The 14,861-nt window shown below is 53.1% G+C and carries 13 protein-coding genes; 11 read left to right on the top strand and 2 right to left on the bottom strand.

The features are described from left to right. The first annotated feature begins 272 nt into the window (after positions 1-272). From epd to fbaA, 3 genes are all read left to right on the top strand, one after another. Positions 273-1,301 (top strand): erythrose-4-phosphate dehydrogenase, encoded by a 1,029-nt coding sequence (gene epd, locus HV237_RS04340; RefSeq protein WP_016154379.1) that lies wholly within the window; start codon positions 273-275, stop codon positions 1,299-1,301. Positions 1,302-1,340: 39 nt separating this feature from the next. Then, complete coding sequence (pgk, locus tag HV237_RS04345; RefSeq protein WP_047357833.1) at positions 1,341-2,504, top strand: phosphoglycerate kinase; 1,164 nt, start codon at positions 1,341-1,343, stop codon at positions 2,502-2,504. An 88-nt stretch (positions 2,505-2,592) separates the two neighbouring features. Then, positions 2,593-3,672, top strand: coding sequence for a class II fructose-bisphosphate aldolase (gene fbaA / locus HV237_RS04350; RefSeq protein WP_003027029.1), 1,080 nt, complete (start codon positions 2,593-2,595; stop codon positions 3,670-3,672). Between the two features lie 48 nt (positions 3,673-3,720). Here fbaA and HV237_RS04355 read toward each other — a convergent pair whose 3' ends face one another. Beyond that, positions 3,721-4,626: a carbamate kinase gene (locus tag HV237_RS04355; protein WP_016154378.1), complete on the bottom strand. Its 906-nt coding sequence runs from the start codon at positions 4,624-4,626 to the stop codon at positions 3,721-3,723. Positions 4,627-4,964: 338 nt separating this feature from the next. Here HV237_RS04355 and HV237_RS04360 point away from each other — a divergent pair, with 338 nt between their 5' ends. The 6 genes from HV237_RS04360 (at position 4,965) to HV237_RS04385 (ending at position 11,963) form a co-directional block, all read left to right on the top strand. After that, complete coding sequence (locus tag HV237_RS04360; protein WP_016157430.1) at positions 4,965-6,188, top strand: MFS transporter; 1,224 nt, start codon at positions 4,965-4,967, stop codon at positions 6,186-6,188. 13 nt (positions 6,189-6,201) lie between these two features. After that, the gene (locus HV237_RS04365; protein WP_047357832.1) at positions 6,202-7,863 is read left to right on the top strand and encodes an acyl-CoA synthetase FdrA; all 1,662 of its coding nucleotides are present in this window, start codon (positions 6,202-6,204) and stop codon (positions 7,861-7,863) included. A 16-nt stretch (positions 7,864-7,879) separates the two neighbouring features. Next, positions 7,880-9,142 (top strand): DUF1116 domain-containing protein, encoded by a 1,263-nt coding sequence (locus tag HV237_RS04370; protein WP_047357831.1) that lies wholly within the window; start codon positions 7,880-7,882, stop codon positions 9,140-9,142. 110 nt (positions 9,143-9,252) lie between these two features. Then, the gene (locus tag HV237_RS04375) at positions 9,253-10,125 is read left to right on the top strand and encodes a DUF2877 domain-containing protein (protein WP_016154374.1); all 873 of its coding nucleotides are present in this window, start codon (positions 9,253-9,255) and stop codon (positions 10,123-10,125) included. After that, positions 10,043-10,975 (top strand): HTH-type transcriptional activator AllS, encoded by a 933-nt coding sequence (allS, locus tag HV237_RS04380; protein WP_032931810.1) that lies wholly within the window; start codon positions 10,043-10,045, stop codon positions 10,973-10,975. Before HV237_RS04375 ends, allS begins: the two co-directional genes overlap by 83 nt. A 127-nt stretch (positions 10,976-11,102) precedes the next feature. Then, a complete protein-coding gene (locus HV237_RS04385; RefSeq protein WP_016154372.1) occupies positions 11,103-11,963 on the top strand; it encodes a small-conductance mechanosensitive channel MscS in 861 nt (286 codons plus the stop codon). A 41-nt stretch (positions 11,964-12,004) separates the two neighbouring features. On the opposite strand, the gene dctP is transcribed toward HV237_RS04385, so the two are convergent. After that, positions 12,005-13,051, bottom strand: coding sequence for a TRAP transporter substrate-binding protein DctP (dctP, locus tag HV237_RS04390; protein ID WP_019077644.1), 1,047 nt, complete (start codon positions 13,049-13,051; stop codon positions 12,005-12,007). Positions 13,052-13,251: 200 nt separating this feature from the next. Here dctP and argO point away from each other — a divergent pair, with 200 nt between their 5' ends. Both argO and HV237_RS04400 read left to right on the top strand, forming a co-directional pair. Continuing rightward, complete coding sequence (argO, locus tag HV237_RS04395; protein ID WP_003027005.1) at positions 13,252-13,887, top strand: arginine exporter ArgO; 636 nt, start codon at positions 13,252-13,254, stop codon at positions 13,885-13,887. Between the two features lie 93 nt (positions 13,888-13,980). Further along, positions 13,981-14,703, top strand: a complete 723-nt coding sequence (locus HV237_RS04400; RefSeq protein WP_029139653.1) for an oxidative stress defense protein — start codon at positions 13,981-13,983, stop codon at positions 14,701-14,703. Positions 14,704-14,861: the final 158 nt, after the last annotated feature.

The following is a 14,861-nucleotide window of genomic DNA, read 5'->3' on the forward strand; positions in this document are numbered from 1 at the left end:
GTTAAGCCGTAATGATTATTACGGTTTACTGGAATAATTTCCCCCGGTCTCAGCGGGAAAAATGTGATGTACGTCAGATAACTGTTTTCTTTGGCTGGACAATCATTCCTTTTATTCCGCGTTTCGCTTATTCTAGCTGAAGCGTTTCAGTCGATTAAATGTTCGACAATTAACCAATTAGTCGCAGTTTGCGACAGGTAAGGTTTCCCTGAGCGATTTGCTGCATTACTCTGTCTGCCACATCGTTTCTGAGAAATCCTTGCAGGAGACCTATGACCGTACGCGTAGCGATTAATGGTTTCGGTCGCATCGGACGCAACGTGGTTCGTGCTTTGTATGAATCCGGGCGTCGGGCGGAAATCACCGTGGTGGCAATCAACGAACTGGCGGATGCTGCAGGCATGGCGCATTTGTTGAAATATGACACCAGCCATGGACGTTTTGCTTGGGATGTTCGTCAGGAACGTGACCAGCTCATCGTTGGCGATGACGCGATCCGCATTCTGCATGAGCGAACGCTCGATGCGCTTCCCTGGCGCGAACTGAGTGTCGACGTTGTGCTGGACTGTACGGGGGTCTTCGGCAACCGCGAACACGGCGAGGCGCATATTGCCGCTGGTGCAAAAAAAGTGCTCTTTTCACATCCTGGTAGTCACGACATCGACGCAACCGTTGTGTATGGCGTTAATCAGGATCAGCTGCGCGCTGAACACCGGATCGTTTCCAACGCCTCCTGCACCACGAATTGCATAATACCCGTCATTAAATTGCTGGATGATGCTTACGGCATTGAGTCTGGTACTGTCACCACGATCCACTCCGCGATGCACGATCAGCAGGTTATTGATGCCTATCATCCTGACCTGCGTCGCACGCGAGCGGCCAGCCAGTCTATTATTCCGGTTGATACCAAACTGGCGGCGGGCATCACGCGAATTTTCCCGCAGTTTAACGATCGTTTTGAAGCGATTGCGGTGCGTGTACCGACCATAAATGTGACGGCGATCGACTTAAGCGTGACGGTGAAAAAACCAGTAAAAGCCAGTGAAGTCAACCAGTTGCTGCAAAAAGCAGCACAAGGTGCATTTCATGGTATAGTTGACTATACGGAATTACCGTTGGTCTCTGTAGATTTTAACCACGACCCGCACAGCGCCATCGTTGATGGTACGCAAACGCGCGTGAGTGGCGCTCACCTGATCAAAACGCTGGTCTGGTGTGATAATGAATGGGGCTTTGCTAACCGTATGCTCGATACAACGTTAGCGATGGCTGCTATTGGTTTCAGGCTCGACGCTTGAGCGTCGACAAAACTTTATGAATCAACGAGAGGATTCACCATGTCTGTAATTAAGATGACCGATCTGGATCTGGCTGGTAAACGCGTTTTTATCCGTGCGGACCTGAACGTACCAGTTAAAGAAGGGAAAGTAACCAGCGATGCGCGTATCCGTGCTTCCCTGCCGACCATCGAACTGGCCCTGAAACAGGGTGCTAAAGTGATGGTAACTTCCCACCTGGGTCGTCCTACCGAAGGCGAGTACAACGAAGAATTCTCTCTGCTGCCGGTTGTTAACTACCTGAAAGACAAACTGTCTGCTCCGGTTCGCCTGGTAAAAGATTACCTGGACGGCGTTGAAGTCGCTTCCGGTGAACTGGTTGTTCTGGAAAACGTTCGCTTCAACAAAGGCGAGAAGAAAGACGACGAAGCACTGTCCAAAAAATACGCTGCGCTGTGCGACGTATTCGTAATGGACGCTTTCGGTACCGCTCACCGTGCACAGGCTTCTACCCACGGTATCGGTAAATTCGCCGACGTAGCTTGCGCAGGTCCGCTGCTGGCTGCTGAGCTGGACGCGCTGGGTAAAGCGCTGAAAGAACCTGCTCGTCCGATGGTGGCTATCGTTGGTGGTTCTAAAGTTTCTACCAAACTGACCGTTCTGGACTCTCTGTCAAAAATCGCTGACCAGCTGATCGTTGGTGGTGGTATCGCGAACACCTTCGTTGCTGCTCAAGGCCACAACGTCGGCAAATCCCTGTACGAAGCTGACCTGGTTGATGAAGCTAAGCGTCTGCTGACGACTTGCGATATTCCGGTCCCGACTGACGTTCGCGTAGCGACTGAATTCTCTGAAACTGCACCGGCTACGCTTAAATCCGTTAGCGATGTAAAAGAAGACGAGCAGATCCTGGATATCGGCGACGCTTCTGCACAGCAGCTGGCTGACATCCTGAAGAATGCGAAAACCATTCTGTGGAACGGCCCGGTTGGCGTGTTCGAATTCCCGAACTTCCGCAAAGGTACTGAAATCGTTGCTAATGCTATCGCTGACAGCGAAGCATTCTCTATCGCAGGCGGCGGTGACACCCTGGCAGCAATCGACCTGTTCGGCATTGCTGACAAAATCTCCTACATCTCTACTGGCGGCGGCGCATTCCTCGAATTCGTGGAAGGCAAAGTACTGCCAGCAGTAGCCATGCTCGAAGAGCGTGCTAAAAAGTAAGACATTGATGGGCAGGGAAACCTGCCCAATTATTAGCGCGCTGTCGAGCGCGCCCCCTTTCCAAGGCCGAAGATACAGGACTCGCAACATGTCTAAAATTTTTGATTTCGTAAAACCAGGCGTAATCACTGGTGATGACGTACAGAAAGTTTTCCAGGTAGCTAAAGAAAACAACTTTGCTCTGCCAGCTGTTAACTGCGTTGGTACCGACTCCATCAACGCCGTTCTGGAAACCGCTGCAAAAGTTAAAGCGCCGGTCATCGTCCAGTTCTCCAACGGTGGTGCTTCTTTCATCGCGGGTAAAGGCGTGAAGTCTGACGTTCCTCAGGGCGCTGCAATCCTGGGTGCTATCTCTGGTGCGCATCACGTTCACCAGATGGCTGAACACTATGGTGTTCCGGTTATCCTGCACACTGACCACTGCGCGAAGAAACTGCTGCCGTGGATCGACGGTCTGCTGGACGCGGGTGAAAAACACTTCGCAGCAACGGGCAAACCGCTGTTCTCTTCTCACATGATCGACCTGTCTGAAGAGTCTCTGGAAGAGAACATCGAAATCTGCTCCAAATACCTGGCGCGCATGTCCAAAATGGGCATGACTCTGGAAATCGAACTGGGTTGCACCGGTGGCGAAGAAGACGGCGTGGACAACAGCCACATGGACGCTTCTGCACTGTACACCCAACCGGAAGACGTTGACTACGCATACACCGAGCTGAGCAAAATCAGCCCGCGTTTCACCATCGCAGCGTCCTTCGGTAACGTACACGGCGTTTACAAGCCGGGTAACGTAGTTCTGACCCCGACCATCCTGCGCGACTCTCAGGACTATGTTTCTAAGAAACATAACCTGCCGCATAACAGCCTGAACTTCGTCTTCCACGGCGGTTCCGGTTCTACTGCTCAGGAAATCAAAGATTCCGTAAGCTACGGCGTAGTGAAAATGAACATCGACACCGATACCCAATGGGCTACCTGGGAAGGCGTTCTGAACTACTACAAAGCAAACGAAGCTTACCTGCAGGGTCAGTTGGGCAACCCGAAAGGCGAAGATCAGCCGAACAAGAAATACTACGATCCGCGCGTATGGCTGCGTGCTGGTCAGGCAACCATGATCACCCGTCTGGAACAGGCTTTCAAAGAACTGAACGCGGTTGACGTTCTGTAATTCCGTCTGCGGACAGTAAAAATGGCTTCCTTTGGGAAGCCATTTTTTTTACTGCATAACGCAGGTTCCTTTTTCACCCGCCAGGACCTGCGGCGCATCCTTCAGGGCGCCGATAAATGCTGCGTTTCCGGTCTGTTTGACAAACTGTATCACCGCCGCCGCTTTCGGGCCCATTGCACCGTCAGGCGCGGCAAACGGCGCCAGCTCTTCTGGTGTGACATGTCGTAGCGCACGCGCCTGGGGGGTTCCCCAGTTTTCATACACGGCATCGGCGTCCGTCAGGATCAGCAGGTGGTCAGCGTTAATGGATTGCGCCAGCACGGCAGCGGTCAAATCCTTATCAATGACGGCTTCGGTTCCCTGATAGCCATCGCCTTGCGCAATGACCGGAATACCACCACCGCCACAGCAAATCACCATGTGTCCCGCATCCATCAACGTGCAGATGGCATCACTGTCGAGAATTTTTAGCGGTGTCGGGGAGGGAACCACGCGGCGAATATATTGCCCATCCGCTTTCATCTGCCAGCCATAGCGTTCTTCCAGCTCTGTCTGTTGATCCGGCTGGTAGACGGGGCCGATATATTTACCGGGGGTTGAGAAAGCGTCATCCTGCGGATCGACCTCAACGCGGGTCATCAGCGTCGTCACGGGCGCGTTACCCGTGGATGACGCCAGCGCCTGGGCAATGGCAAAACCGATCATCCCCTGACTTTCCGCAACCAGAATGTCCAGCGGCCAGGCCGGGGACTCTTTGTAAGCCGCGTTCTGTAGCGCCAGCAGACCAACCTGAGGACCGTTGCCATGAACAATGACCAGTTGATAATCACGGGCTAATTCGGATGCCATTTCGGCAAATACCTGAATACTACGCTGCTGGTTTTCTGCACTCAAAATTTCTCCGCGCTGTAATAAGGCATTGCCGCCAAGCGCAATGACAATCTTCTTTTTCATTAATGACCTCATTGTGAAAAATATCTCGTGGTCAACATAGCGTTTTATCGCTTTTATTATGTGATAAGGTCGACAACTCAAATACCTGTAAAAATATCTCGATAATTAATGATGTTTTCTGTCTCTTTATTTAAATTGCTTTGAAAGTGATTATTAGACTTTTTTTAATAATGTTGCGGCCAGTTCCCAGGAATTTATAACAATGGATTTTGTGTGATTTTGTTCAAATGAAATGAATTTTTACCCCGATATGGTAGACGCAGTTAAAACATCAAACCTCACGTATCCTGTCAGATAACATGAGGTATTCAGCGGTAATGATTACCGGGAGATTAATTATGTCTGGTTCATATGAAGTGGCTGAGGCCACAAAGAAAAGAGGAATACCGGCCTGGTGGGTCACCGTTTTTCTGTTCTGGCTGGGATGGATTTTTATGTATGCCGACCGCACGGTGCTCAATCCGGTGATGGGCGAATTAGAAAAAGAATTTGGCTTAAGCGGCACACAATTGGGTATTCTTAATTCTGTGTTCTATTTTTCTTACGCATTACTTCAGGTACCTGCCGGAATTCTGGGTGACAAAATTGGTAAGAAAAAGGTGCTGGTTCCGGGGTTTATTCTTTTTGGTGTTTTCACCGCGGTAACCGGCTGGGCAAAAAGTTGGTACACCCTGCTGTTTGCCCGCGTGGTGACGGGGGCGGGTGAAGGAACCTATTATGGTCCGCAATACGGTCTTTCCTCTGAGCAGATCCCGAAGAAGTACCGCTCTCTTGGCAGCGCAATCATCAACAGCGGTATGGCTTTTGGTATTGCGCTGGGGCTGATGACCTCAAGCTGGCTGGTATACGATCAGGGATATTCATGGCGGATGCCATTCTATGCGATGGCGGTTCCATCCGTGCTGGTTGGGGTGGCTATCTGGCTATTTGTGAAAGAGAAGAAACGTACTGCCGACGCCGATGGCGCGCCGGTTAAAAAGGGTAAATTCAGCGATCTGCTGAAAAACCGTAATTTAATTATCACCTATATTATGGTGTTCTGTAGCCTGTTCGGTTTCTTCGTTATCCTGACCTGGCTTCCCTATTATCTGCAAAATGAACGGGGTATCGCTGGCAGCGAAACCGGATTTATCTCTTCGCTGGTGGCCTGGATTTCCATTCCTGGGGCGCTGCTATTCTCCAGCCTGTCTGACAAATTAGGCAAGCGTAAACCTTTAATTATGTTCCTGGTGCCGGTCGCGATTATCAGCATGTTGTCAATTATTTGGATGCCGAATATGACAGGTGTTATCACTGCGCTGTGTGTCTATGGTCTGGTGGGTAAACTGGCGCTGGATCCGGTACTGGTTGCCTTGGTAGCCGACAGCGTGGATGAAAATAATTACAGCACCGCATTTGGCTTATTTAATTTTATTGGCATGAGTTCATCCATTCTGGCACCGATTATTGCCGGGGCTGCACGTGATATGACCGGAAGCCTGGCTTCCAGTTTCTATGTTTCAGCCGTACTGCTGGCTATTGGTTTATTCGCAATGCTGTTTTTAAAAGAACAACGCACATAAAGAGGTAGTGGTAATGATTTACGCCTTTATTAAAAAGGGAAGTTTTCAGGATTCCGTCAGCCTGATGATCATTTCCCGAAAACTCAGTGAGCGCCCGGAAGTTGATCAGGTTTCGGTCATGATGGGAACACCAGCCAATAAATCGATGCTGGATTCCACAGGGTTCTGGCACGACGACTTTGCCGATGCCACGCCAAATGATATTTGTGTGGCGGTCAGAACCGAAGGTGAGCAGCCTGAGATCCTGGATTTGATTCGTGAGCAACTGGAGAAAGAGCTAAGCGCGATCGCCAACGCGTCGGGGAGTTCACATCATCTGGTGAAAGCTCGCCGCTTCGAAAGCGCGTGCCAGAAATTACCTCAGGCCAATCTTCTGCTGGTCTCCGTCGCCGGAGAATATGCCGCATCTGTTGCCAGAGAGGGGTTGCAGGCCAATAAAAACGTCATGTTGTTTTCCGATAACGTACCGCTGGAGCAGGAAGTTGAGCTGAAAACCATGGCACGCGAGCGCGGGCTGATCGTCATGGGGCCAGACTGCGGTACGGCGATGATTGCCGGAAGCCCATTAGCTTTTGCCAACGTCCTGCCTGAAGGCGGGATTGGCGTGATTGGCGCGTCAGGCACCGGTATTCAGGAAATTACCTCGCAGATTGCGCTGCATCAGCAGGGCATTAGCCATGCGATTGGCCTGGGGGGACGTGACCTGAGCGCTGACGTGGGCGGTATCAGCGCATTGACCGCGCTGGAGATGCTGGCTGCGGATGATGCCACGCGGGTAATGGCTTTTGTCTCCAAGCCGCCGTCTCCGCAGGTGCGAACCCGCATTATTGCTGCGATGCAAAAGGTGGGGAAACCGGTTGTCGCGCTGTTTCTGGGCAGCAAGCCGGAGCAGCGTCGCGAAGGAAACGTCTGGCTGGCGAATTCACTTTCTGATGCCGCGCGGCTGGCGGTGCTGCTGATGCGCGTGGCGCAGCAGAGACGGGCTCAGCCGGAAGTGGCAGGCAAAGGGATTTACGGTCTGTATGCCGGGGGGACGCTGGCCGCGGAAGCCGCCATGCTGCTCTCAGCGGGGCTGGGGGTTCCCGTGAGTGAAAGCCACGACCAGGGCGTGATGCTGGACGCCGGTGGTCATCGTATTGTCGACCTCGGGGACGACAGCTACACCCTGGGCAGACCGCATCCGATGATTGACCCAACCACCCGCAGCATTGAAATCGAAAAACTGGCCGCGTTTCCGGATGTAGGGGTACTGCTGCTGGATGTCGTACTGGGCTATGGCGCCTGCGCCGATCCAGCGGGGGCGGTTGTTGAGGCGGTAGATCAAGTGCGCGCCAAACGCACTGCGCCGCTGGTGGTGATTGCTACTCTGACCGGAACCGAGGGCGATCCGCAGGGCCGCAGCGAGCAGGAAGAGAAACTCCGTGAAGCCGGGGTTGCCGTGGTAGAAACCCTCGAAGAGGCGGTACTGCTCGCCGTTAGCCTGACGCATCACCAGAATCACAATATTCCACAGACGCATAGCGCGCTTCTTGCGGGCGTACAGGTTATCAACGCCGGATTGCGCAGCTTCGCGCTGGATCTGCAAAGTAGCGGTACGCCGGTTGTGCATTATCAGTGGGCGCCTGTTGCCGGTGGCAACGCCCGTCTTGCCAGCTTACTCAAACAGTTACATTAAGTTCAGAGGTACGGATATGTATTCATCTATTGCACAGGCCAACGAAGCCATTATCGAACGAATTAAAGCTGCACGCCCCCACTGGGTTGCCGTGCGTCCTGCAAAAGAAGCGGTGGCCGAATTATCTTCTGGACGCAAATTACTGCACGCTGGTCCGCCGATTGCCTGGGGAGAGATGACTGGCCCAATGCGCGGAGCCTGTATTGGCGCATCGCTGTTTGAAGGCTGGGCGGTCACGGAGGAAGATGCCCTGCGGATGCTGGAGCAGGGAGAGGTCGAGTTTATTCCTTGCCACCACGTTGGCGCGGTCGGTCCGATGGGTGGTATTACGTCCGCCAATATGCCGGTGCTGGTCGTGCGTGATATCGTCCACGGCAATCAGGCCTGCTGCAACCTCAATGAGGGGATCGGCAAAGTGATGCGCTTTGGCGCTTACGGCGATGACGTGCAGAAACGTCTGCGCTGGATGCGTGATACGCTGGCGCCGGTATTGCAGGAAGCGCTCTCGCAGATGGAAAACGGCGTCGATCTGACGGCACTGATGGCGCAGGCTATCACGATGGGCGATGAGTTCCACCAACGTAATATTGCGGCCTCTTCTCTGCTGCTACGCACGCTTTCTCCGGTGATTGCCGGACTGGCGCGTCCGAAGGCGGAAATCATTGAGGTGTTGCAATTCCTGAGCGTCACCGACCAGTTCTTCCTTAACCTGGCAATGGCCTACAGTAAAGCCGTTATGGATGCGGCGGCGGAAATTAAAGCAGGTTCTGTGGTGACCGCCATGACGCGTAACGGCCGTGATTTCGGTATTCGCGTGAGCGGCACAGGCGATCGTTGGTTTACCGCGCCGGTGAACACGCCGCAGGGGCTGTTCTTTACCGGCTATAGCCAGACTGATGCCAATCCGGATATCGGCGACAGTGCCATCACGGAAACGCTGGGGATTGGCGGTGCTGCGATGATCGCCGCACCGGGCGTAACGCGCTTCGTTGGCGCGGGTGGCATGGGGGCTGCGCTGGAGACATCGGAAGAGATGGCGGAGATCTATCTTGCCAACAGTCCGCTGTTCCAGATCCCGTCATGGGATTTCAAAGGGGCATGTCTGGGGCTGGATATCCGTCGCGTCGTGGAAACGGGGATTACGCCGCTGATTAACACCGGTATTGCTCACAAGGATGCGGGGATCGGCCAGGTGGGGGCAGGCACCGTTCGCGCACCGCTGCTCTGTTTTGAAAAAGCGCTTGAAGCGTTGGCGGAACTGCATCACATCACGGCATAACAACGTTGCCGGAAGGCGACGCAGTTGCGTTTTATCCGGCCTGCGAATGAGTTCATTCCGTAGGCCGGCTCGGGCGCTCTCCCTGCCATCCAGTGTCCTGGAGTGTATCGATGGTGACGATTAAGGCATTAGCCAGCGCGGGTTTTTATCGACTTCCCGATGGCGAATGGAGGTTGCACAGCCGCTTCTCGCAGGCGATTAATTTTTGCCGTCCTGACGGCGAGCTGTTGACGCTGTTTCGCTACGGAAAGGGGATGGGACCGACGGGCATGCTGCTGAGCACCACACAGTTTTCCCGCGTGGCGCATATTGAACGACTTATCAAACAGGGGAGCATCCTGCGGGGACAGGGTATAGCGCTTTGCTCGCGTCGCACACTCCGGATGTCGCTGGATCCTGCCGTACTTGCCCCTGTCGATCTCTCTTTTTGCACTCAACACAGTGGTCTTTCCGGAGCGCTGAATCAGCCACTCAATACGATGTTGCACTACCCTGAAATCATTGAGCAACTTGAGTGCTGGCATCGTGGCGTGACGCCTGACTGGCGCTGGCTGATCGGATACGGCCCAGGACTGACGCCCAGCGGCGATGATATGCTGACGGGGATGCTGGCTGTGCTGTATGCTGCGGGGCTTTCTGCCAAATTGCGCTATTTTTTACCCCCGACGGAGCAACTTGTGCCGCTCACCACGTCAGTAAGCTGTAGCTATCTGAACAGCGCCAGAGTGGGCGAATTTTCAACGCCGCTACAGAAGGTGATACGTGGTTTACAGTCCGGACGCGATCCGCATTCTGCAATCAGACGCCTGCTTGCTGTCGGGCACTCCTCGGGGGCGGACATATTGCTGGGAATCGCGATAGCGCAACGGTGGTTACAGGTGGTCGACTCAAGGGGAACGCATGCTCGATCAGGAAACAATACGCACTTTTATTCGGGTTGCACAGACGGAGAGTTTTTCCCGCGCGGCCAGCTCCCTGCATAAAACGCCCGCGGCGATTAGCTATCGCATTAAAACGCTGGAAGAGCAGGTGGGGACGCAGCTCTTTTTACGTACAACCCGCTCCGTCAGTCTGACGCTAGCCGGACAACATCTGCTTGAGCATTGTCGACAGTGGCTTAACTGGCTGGATGCAATGCCGGACGAGCTTCAGCAGATCAACGCGGGCGTTGAACGGCAGGTGAACATCGTTATCAACAATCTGCTGTACCAGCCGCAGACCACGGCAGATTTACTGACCTGGCTGCACCAACAATTTCCCTTCACCAGATTTCAAATTTCCCGACAGGTCTATATGGGCGTGTGGGATTCGCTACTGTATGACGATTTCCAATTGGCGATTGGCGTCACCGGATCGGAATCGCTCTCCAATAATATCTCTCTGTTGCCGCTGGGAGATATCAGTTGGCGGTTTGTGGTAGCGCAAAATCACCCGCTGGCCAGCCATCCAGTGCCGGTACTGTCAGACGATATGCTGCGCCGCTATCCGGCTATCAATATTGAAGATACCTCGCGTACGCTTACGCGCCGCGTCGCCTGGCTGCTTAGCGGGCAAAAGGAGATCAAAGTGCCGGATCTCAGCACTAAGCTGGCCTGTCATTTAAGCGGGCTTGGCGTCGGCTTTTTACCCGAGCGGATGTGTCGTCCTTATGTTGAATCCGGGGCACTGGTTGCCCGTGAGGTGATTAATCCGCGCCAGCCATCGCCGCTCTCGATTGCCTGGAAGAATGCGGGCAGCGGAAAGGTGGTCAGTGAAATTGCGGACATTTTTAAGCAAAAAGATTCGCTGGTGAGTGGGTTCCTGCGGATGGTCGATCGACCGGCGGAGAACTGAGTTTACGGCGGTTTTTTAAGGGATCATGTTGAAAAAATGGCAGATTCGGTCTTTTTTGTTTACCTTTAATAGGGTGTTTTCGTGAGATTGATCTCGTAATTTTTTTGACATGCTCAAGGAATATTGAATGGAAGATTTGAATGTTGTCGACAGCATAAACGGTGCGGGCACCTGGCTGGTCCGCAATCAGGAGCTACTGTTGAGCTATGCCGTCAACATCGTTGCGGCCATCGCGATTGTCATTATCGGTATGATCGTGGCGCGTATCGTATCAAACACCGTTAATCGCCTGATGCTGGCGCGTAAAATTGATGCCACCGTTGCCGACTTTCTTTCTGCACTGGTGCGCTACGGTATTATCGCTTTCACGCTGATTGCCGCGCTGGGTCGCGTTGGGGTGCAAACTGCCTCCGTGATCGCCGTTCTCGGTGCCGCAGGTTTAGCTGTCGGTCTGGCACTGCAAGGGTCGCTGTCCAACCTCGCCGCAGGCGTGCTTCTGGTGATGTTCCGTCCGTTCCGCGCGGGTGAATATGTAGACCTTGGCGGCGTTGCGGGAACCGTGCTTAACGTGCAGATTTTCTCCACAACTATGCGTACCGTAGACGGTAAGATTGTGGTGATCCCAAACGGTAAAATCATTGCCGGGAACATCATTAACTTCTCTCGCGAGCCGGTCCGTCGTAACGAATTTATTATCGGCGTGGCCTACGACTCCGATATCGATCAGGTGAAAAAAATCCTCACTGATATCATCCAGTCTGAAGATCGCATCCTAAAAGACCGTGAAATGACGGTACGCCTGAATGAGCTGGGCGCTTCCTCGATTAATTTCGTCGTACGCGTCTGGAGCAACAGCAGCGATCTGCAAAGCGTCTACTGGGATGTACTGGAGCGTATTAAGCGCGAGTTTGACGCCAACGGTATCAGCTTCCCGTACCCGCAGATGGATGTGAACTTTAAACGCGTGAAAGAGAACGCGACCGAGTAACTTCAGCTAAAAACGCCCGCCAGAGAGAGGCGGGCGTTGATTTATCTCGTCTTGTTAAGAATTGCGCTGACACCCTGCATCAGCTCGCCAACATCGTTTATTCCTTTACTTTCCTGTTGGGCAATCCATTCGGCCTGAACGTGCTGATACCCGGTAGCGGCTTGCCACGCATTCAGCTCGCTGTTGCTCAGGTAGTGAACGTGTGCGCCCTCTTTTGCCATCTTTTTCGCCATTGCGGTCAGGCTTGCGTCCTGCACTGCGCCAATACGTTTTTGCGTCATGGCGGCGGCCCGATTGATGGCTGCGCGATCTTTCACGTCCAGGCTATCCCAGACGTCTTTATTCATCACCAGAAGATAAACGTGTCCGAGCCAGAGCGAAGGGGAGAGCTGAATATAGGGGGCCGCCCGCTGGGCATGGATATCATCTCCGCTGTCGAGGTTAACCATCAGGCCGTCAAGCTGTCCGGTCTGAAGCGCATCGGTAATTTTTTCATTCCATGGCATGCTGACCGGCACGCCGCCCGCGTTGCGTAAAAATGATTGATGCCAAAAGCTGGCGGTCCGCCATTGGCTTGCATTCAGCTGTGCCAAATCGACGTTCGGCCTGGTCGTAAAAAATCCAACCGGATAGCCGAGGAAAAACTGAAGATTCACCAGATTGTTGTTTTCCAGCTCGCGACCAAACTGGCGATACTCGCGGAAAATCCGCTGAAAGGCGTTAACCTGCGCTTCACCACGGCCCGGTCCGAGGGGGAAGCTCTTAAAAATCTGGTGTCGCGGCAGTTGTTCGGGCGTGTACTCAGGGACCACGATCCCCATATCCGCCACGCTGCCCTGGCCGATCGTTTTTAAGGCGTCATAGCTGGTGGACAGCTCGCCGTTCCAGTGAGCGTCGATTTTCAAACGTCCAAGCGACTCTTGTTCGATCGCACGAAAAAAAGTCTCTTTTATGAGCCGGGTACGCATGTTGCCATATGGCTCGTGATCGGTATAGCGCAGCGTTCTGTCTGCGCTGGCGACAGTGGGCCACAAACTGGTAACTATCAGCGAGGCACAGAAGAGAAAAATGTTCGCGTTATGCTTCATACCCATTCCTTTGGTATAGACAGATTTATCTTTCAGCATACCCCGGGTAACGCACAATCGCTATTGTCAGAGACTGAATATGGAGGGGAGTGTGCGCGGTATTATTAATAATGCTAATTACTGATTAATATTATCCATTTCCTCTAATGAATCCCGCGCAGTATAGTCTGCCCACAAGACAATTATGTGAGATGTTTTACATGTTATCCTACTATTTTCAAGGGCTTGCGCTTGGTGCAGCCATGATACTTCCGCTTGGTCCACAAAATGCCTTCGTGATGAACCAGGGGATCCGTCGTCAGTATCACATCATGATTGCTTTACTCTGCGCTATCAGTGACTTAGTGCTGATTTGCGCGGGGATCTTCGGCGGTAGCGCCTTGCTGATGCAGTCGCCATGGCTGATGGCGCTGGTCACCTGGGGCGGGGTCGCATTTTTACTCTGGTACGGATTCGGTGCGCTAAAAACGGCGATGAGCAGTAATCTGGAACTGGCCAGCGCCGAAGTGATGAAGCAGGGGCGCTGGAAAATCATCGCTACTATGCTGGCGGTGACATGGCTCAACCCACATGTTTACCTGGATACCTTTGTGGTGCTCGGGAGTCTGGGGGGGCAACTGGACGTTGAGCCTAAACGCTGGTTTGCACTGGGAACCGTCAGCGCTTCGTTCCTGTGGTTCTTCGGTCTGGCATTGCTGGCGGCCTGGCTGGCACCGCGTCTGCGAACTGCGAAAGCACAGCGCATCATCAATACGCTGGTAGGATTAGTGATGTGGTTTATCGCTTTTCAGCTGGCAAAAGAAGGTGTTGCGCACGTTCATGCGCTGTTCAACTAAGTGTTGTCTGATGGACAACGCAGCGAGATCGGCTAAGCTTGCCTGCATGTGCCCTGAGTTTTGGGGTAATTAATGAAACATGGAGGAACGACCGTGAAGTTCAAAATAATGGCCCTGGCGGCATTAGTCGGATTCAGCGCACTATCGGTACAGGCAAATGAGTTGCCAAATGGACCGCACATCGTGACTTCCGGAACGGCAAGCGTAGATGCAACCCCAGACATCGCCACCCTGGCGATTGAAGTGAACGTTGCTGCAAAGGATGCGGCTTCCGCGAAGAAGCAGGCCGATGAGCGCGTGGCGCAATATCTGTCCTTCCTTGAACAGAACCAGATAGCGAAGAAAGACATTAGCGCTGCAAACTTGCGTACGCAGCCGGACTACGACTACCAGAACGGCAAAAGCATCCTCAAAGGTTATCGTGCAGTGCGCACCGTTGAAGTCACGCTGCGTCAGTTGGACAAACTCAACGCTCTGCTTGATGGCGCGCTGAAGGCCGGTCTGAATGAGATTCGTTCGGTATCGCTGGGCGTTGCCCAGCCGGATGCTTACAAAGACAAAGCGCGTAAAGCGGCGATTGATGATGCTGTTCATCAGGCTGAACAGCTGGCCGCGGGCTTTAATAGCAAACTGGGTCCCGTTTACAGTGTGCGTTACCACGTTTCCAATTATCAACCGAGCCCGATGGTACGGATGATGAAAGCAGATGCAGCGCCTGCAACCTCCGCTCAGGAAACCTACGAACAGCCGGTTATTCAGTTTGACGATCAGGTTGATGTCGTCTTCCAGATTGAGCCTACAGTAACCAATAAGTAGTCTTGATATAGGCGTAAGTCGCCATCCGGCAAGTTTTTAGCCTGATGGCGATGCTTACGCGTCTCATCAGGCCGACAAAATATTCCAGCCGGTTTTTCTGTGAGCAACTGTAAAAATGAGACCTCACATTCAGTCTTTTTTTTCGTGGTAATGAGGAT

Origin of the sequence: Citrobacter sp. RHBSTW-00570 (assembly GCF_013739755.1) — a bacterium.
In the GTDB taxonomy this organism is placed as follows: Bacteria; Pseudomonadota; Gammaproteobacteria; order Enterobacterales; family Enterobacteriaceae; genus Citrobacter; species Citrobacter braakii.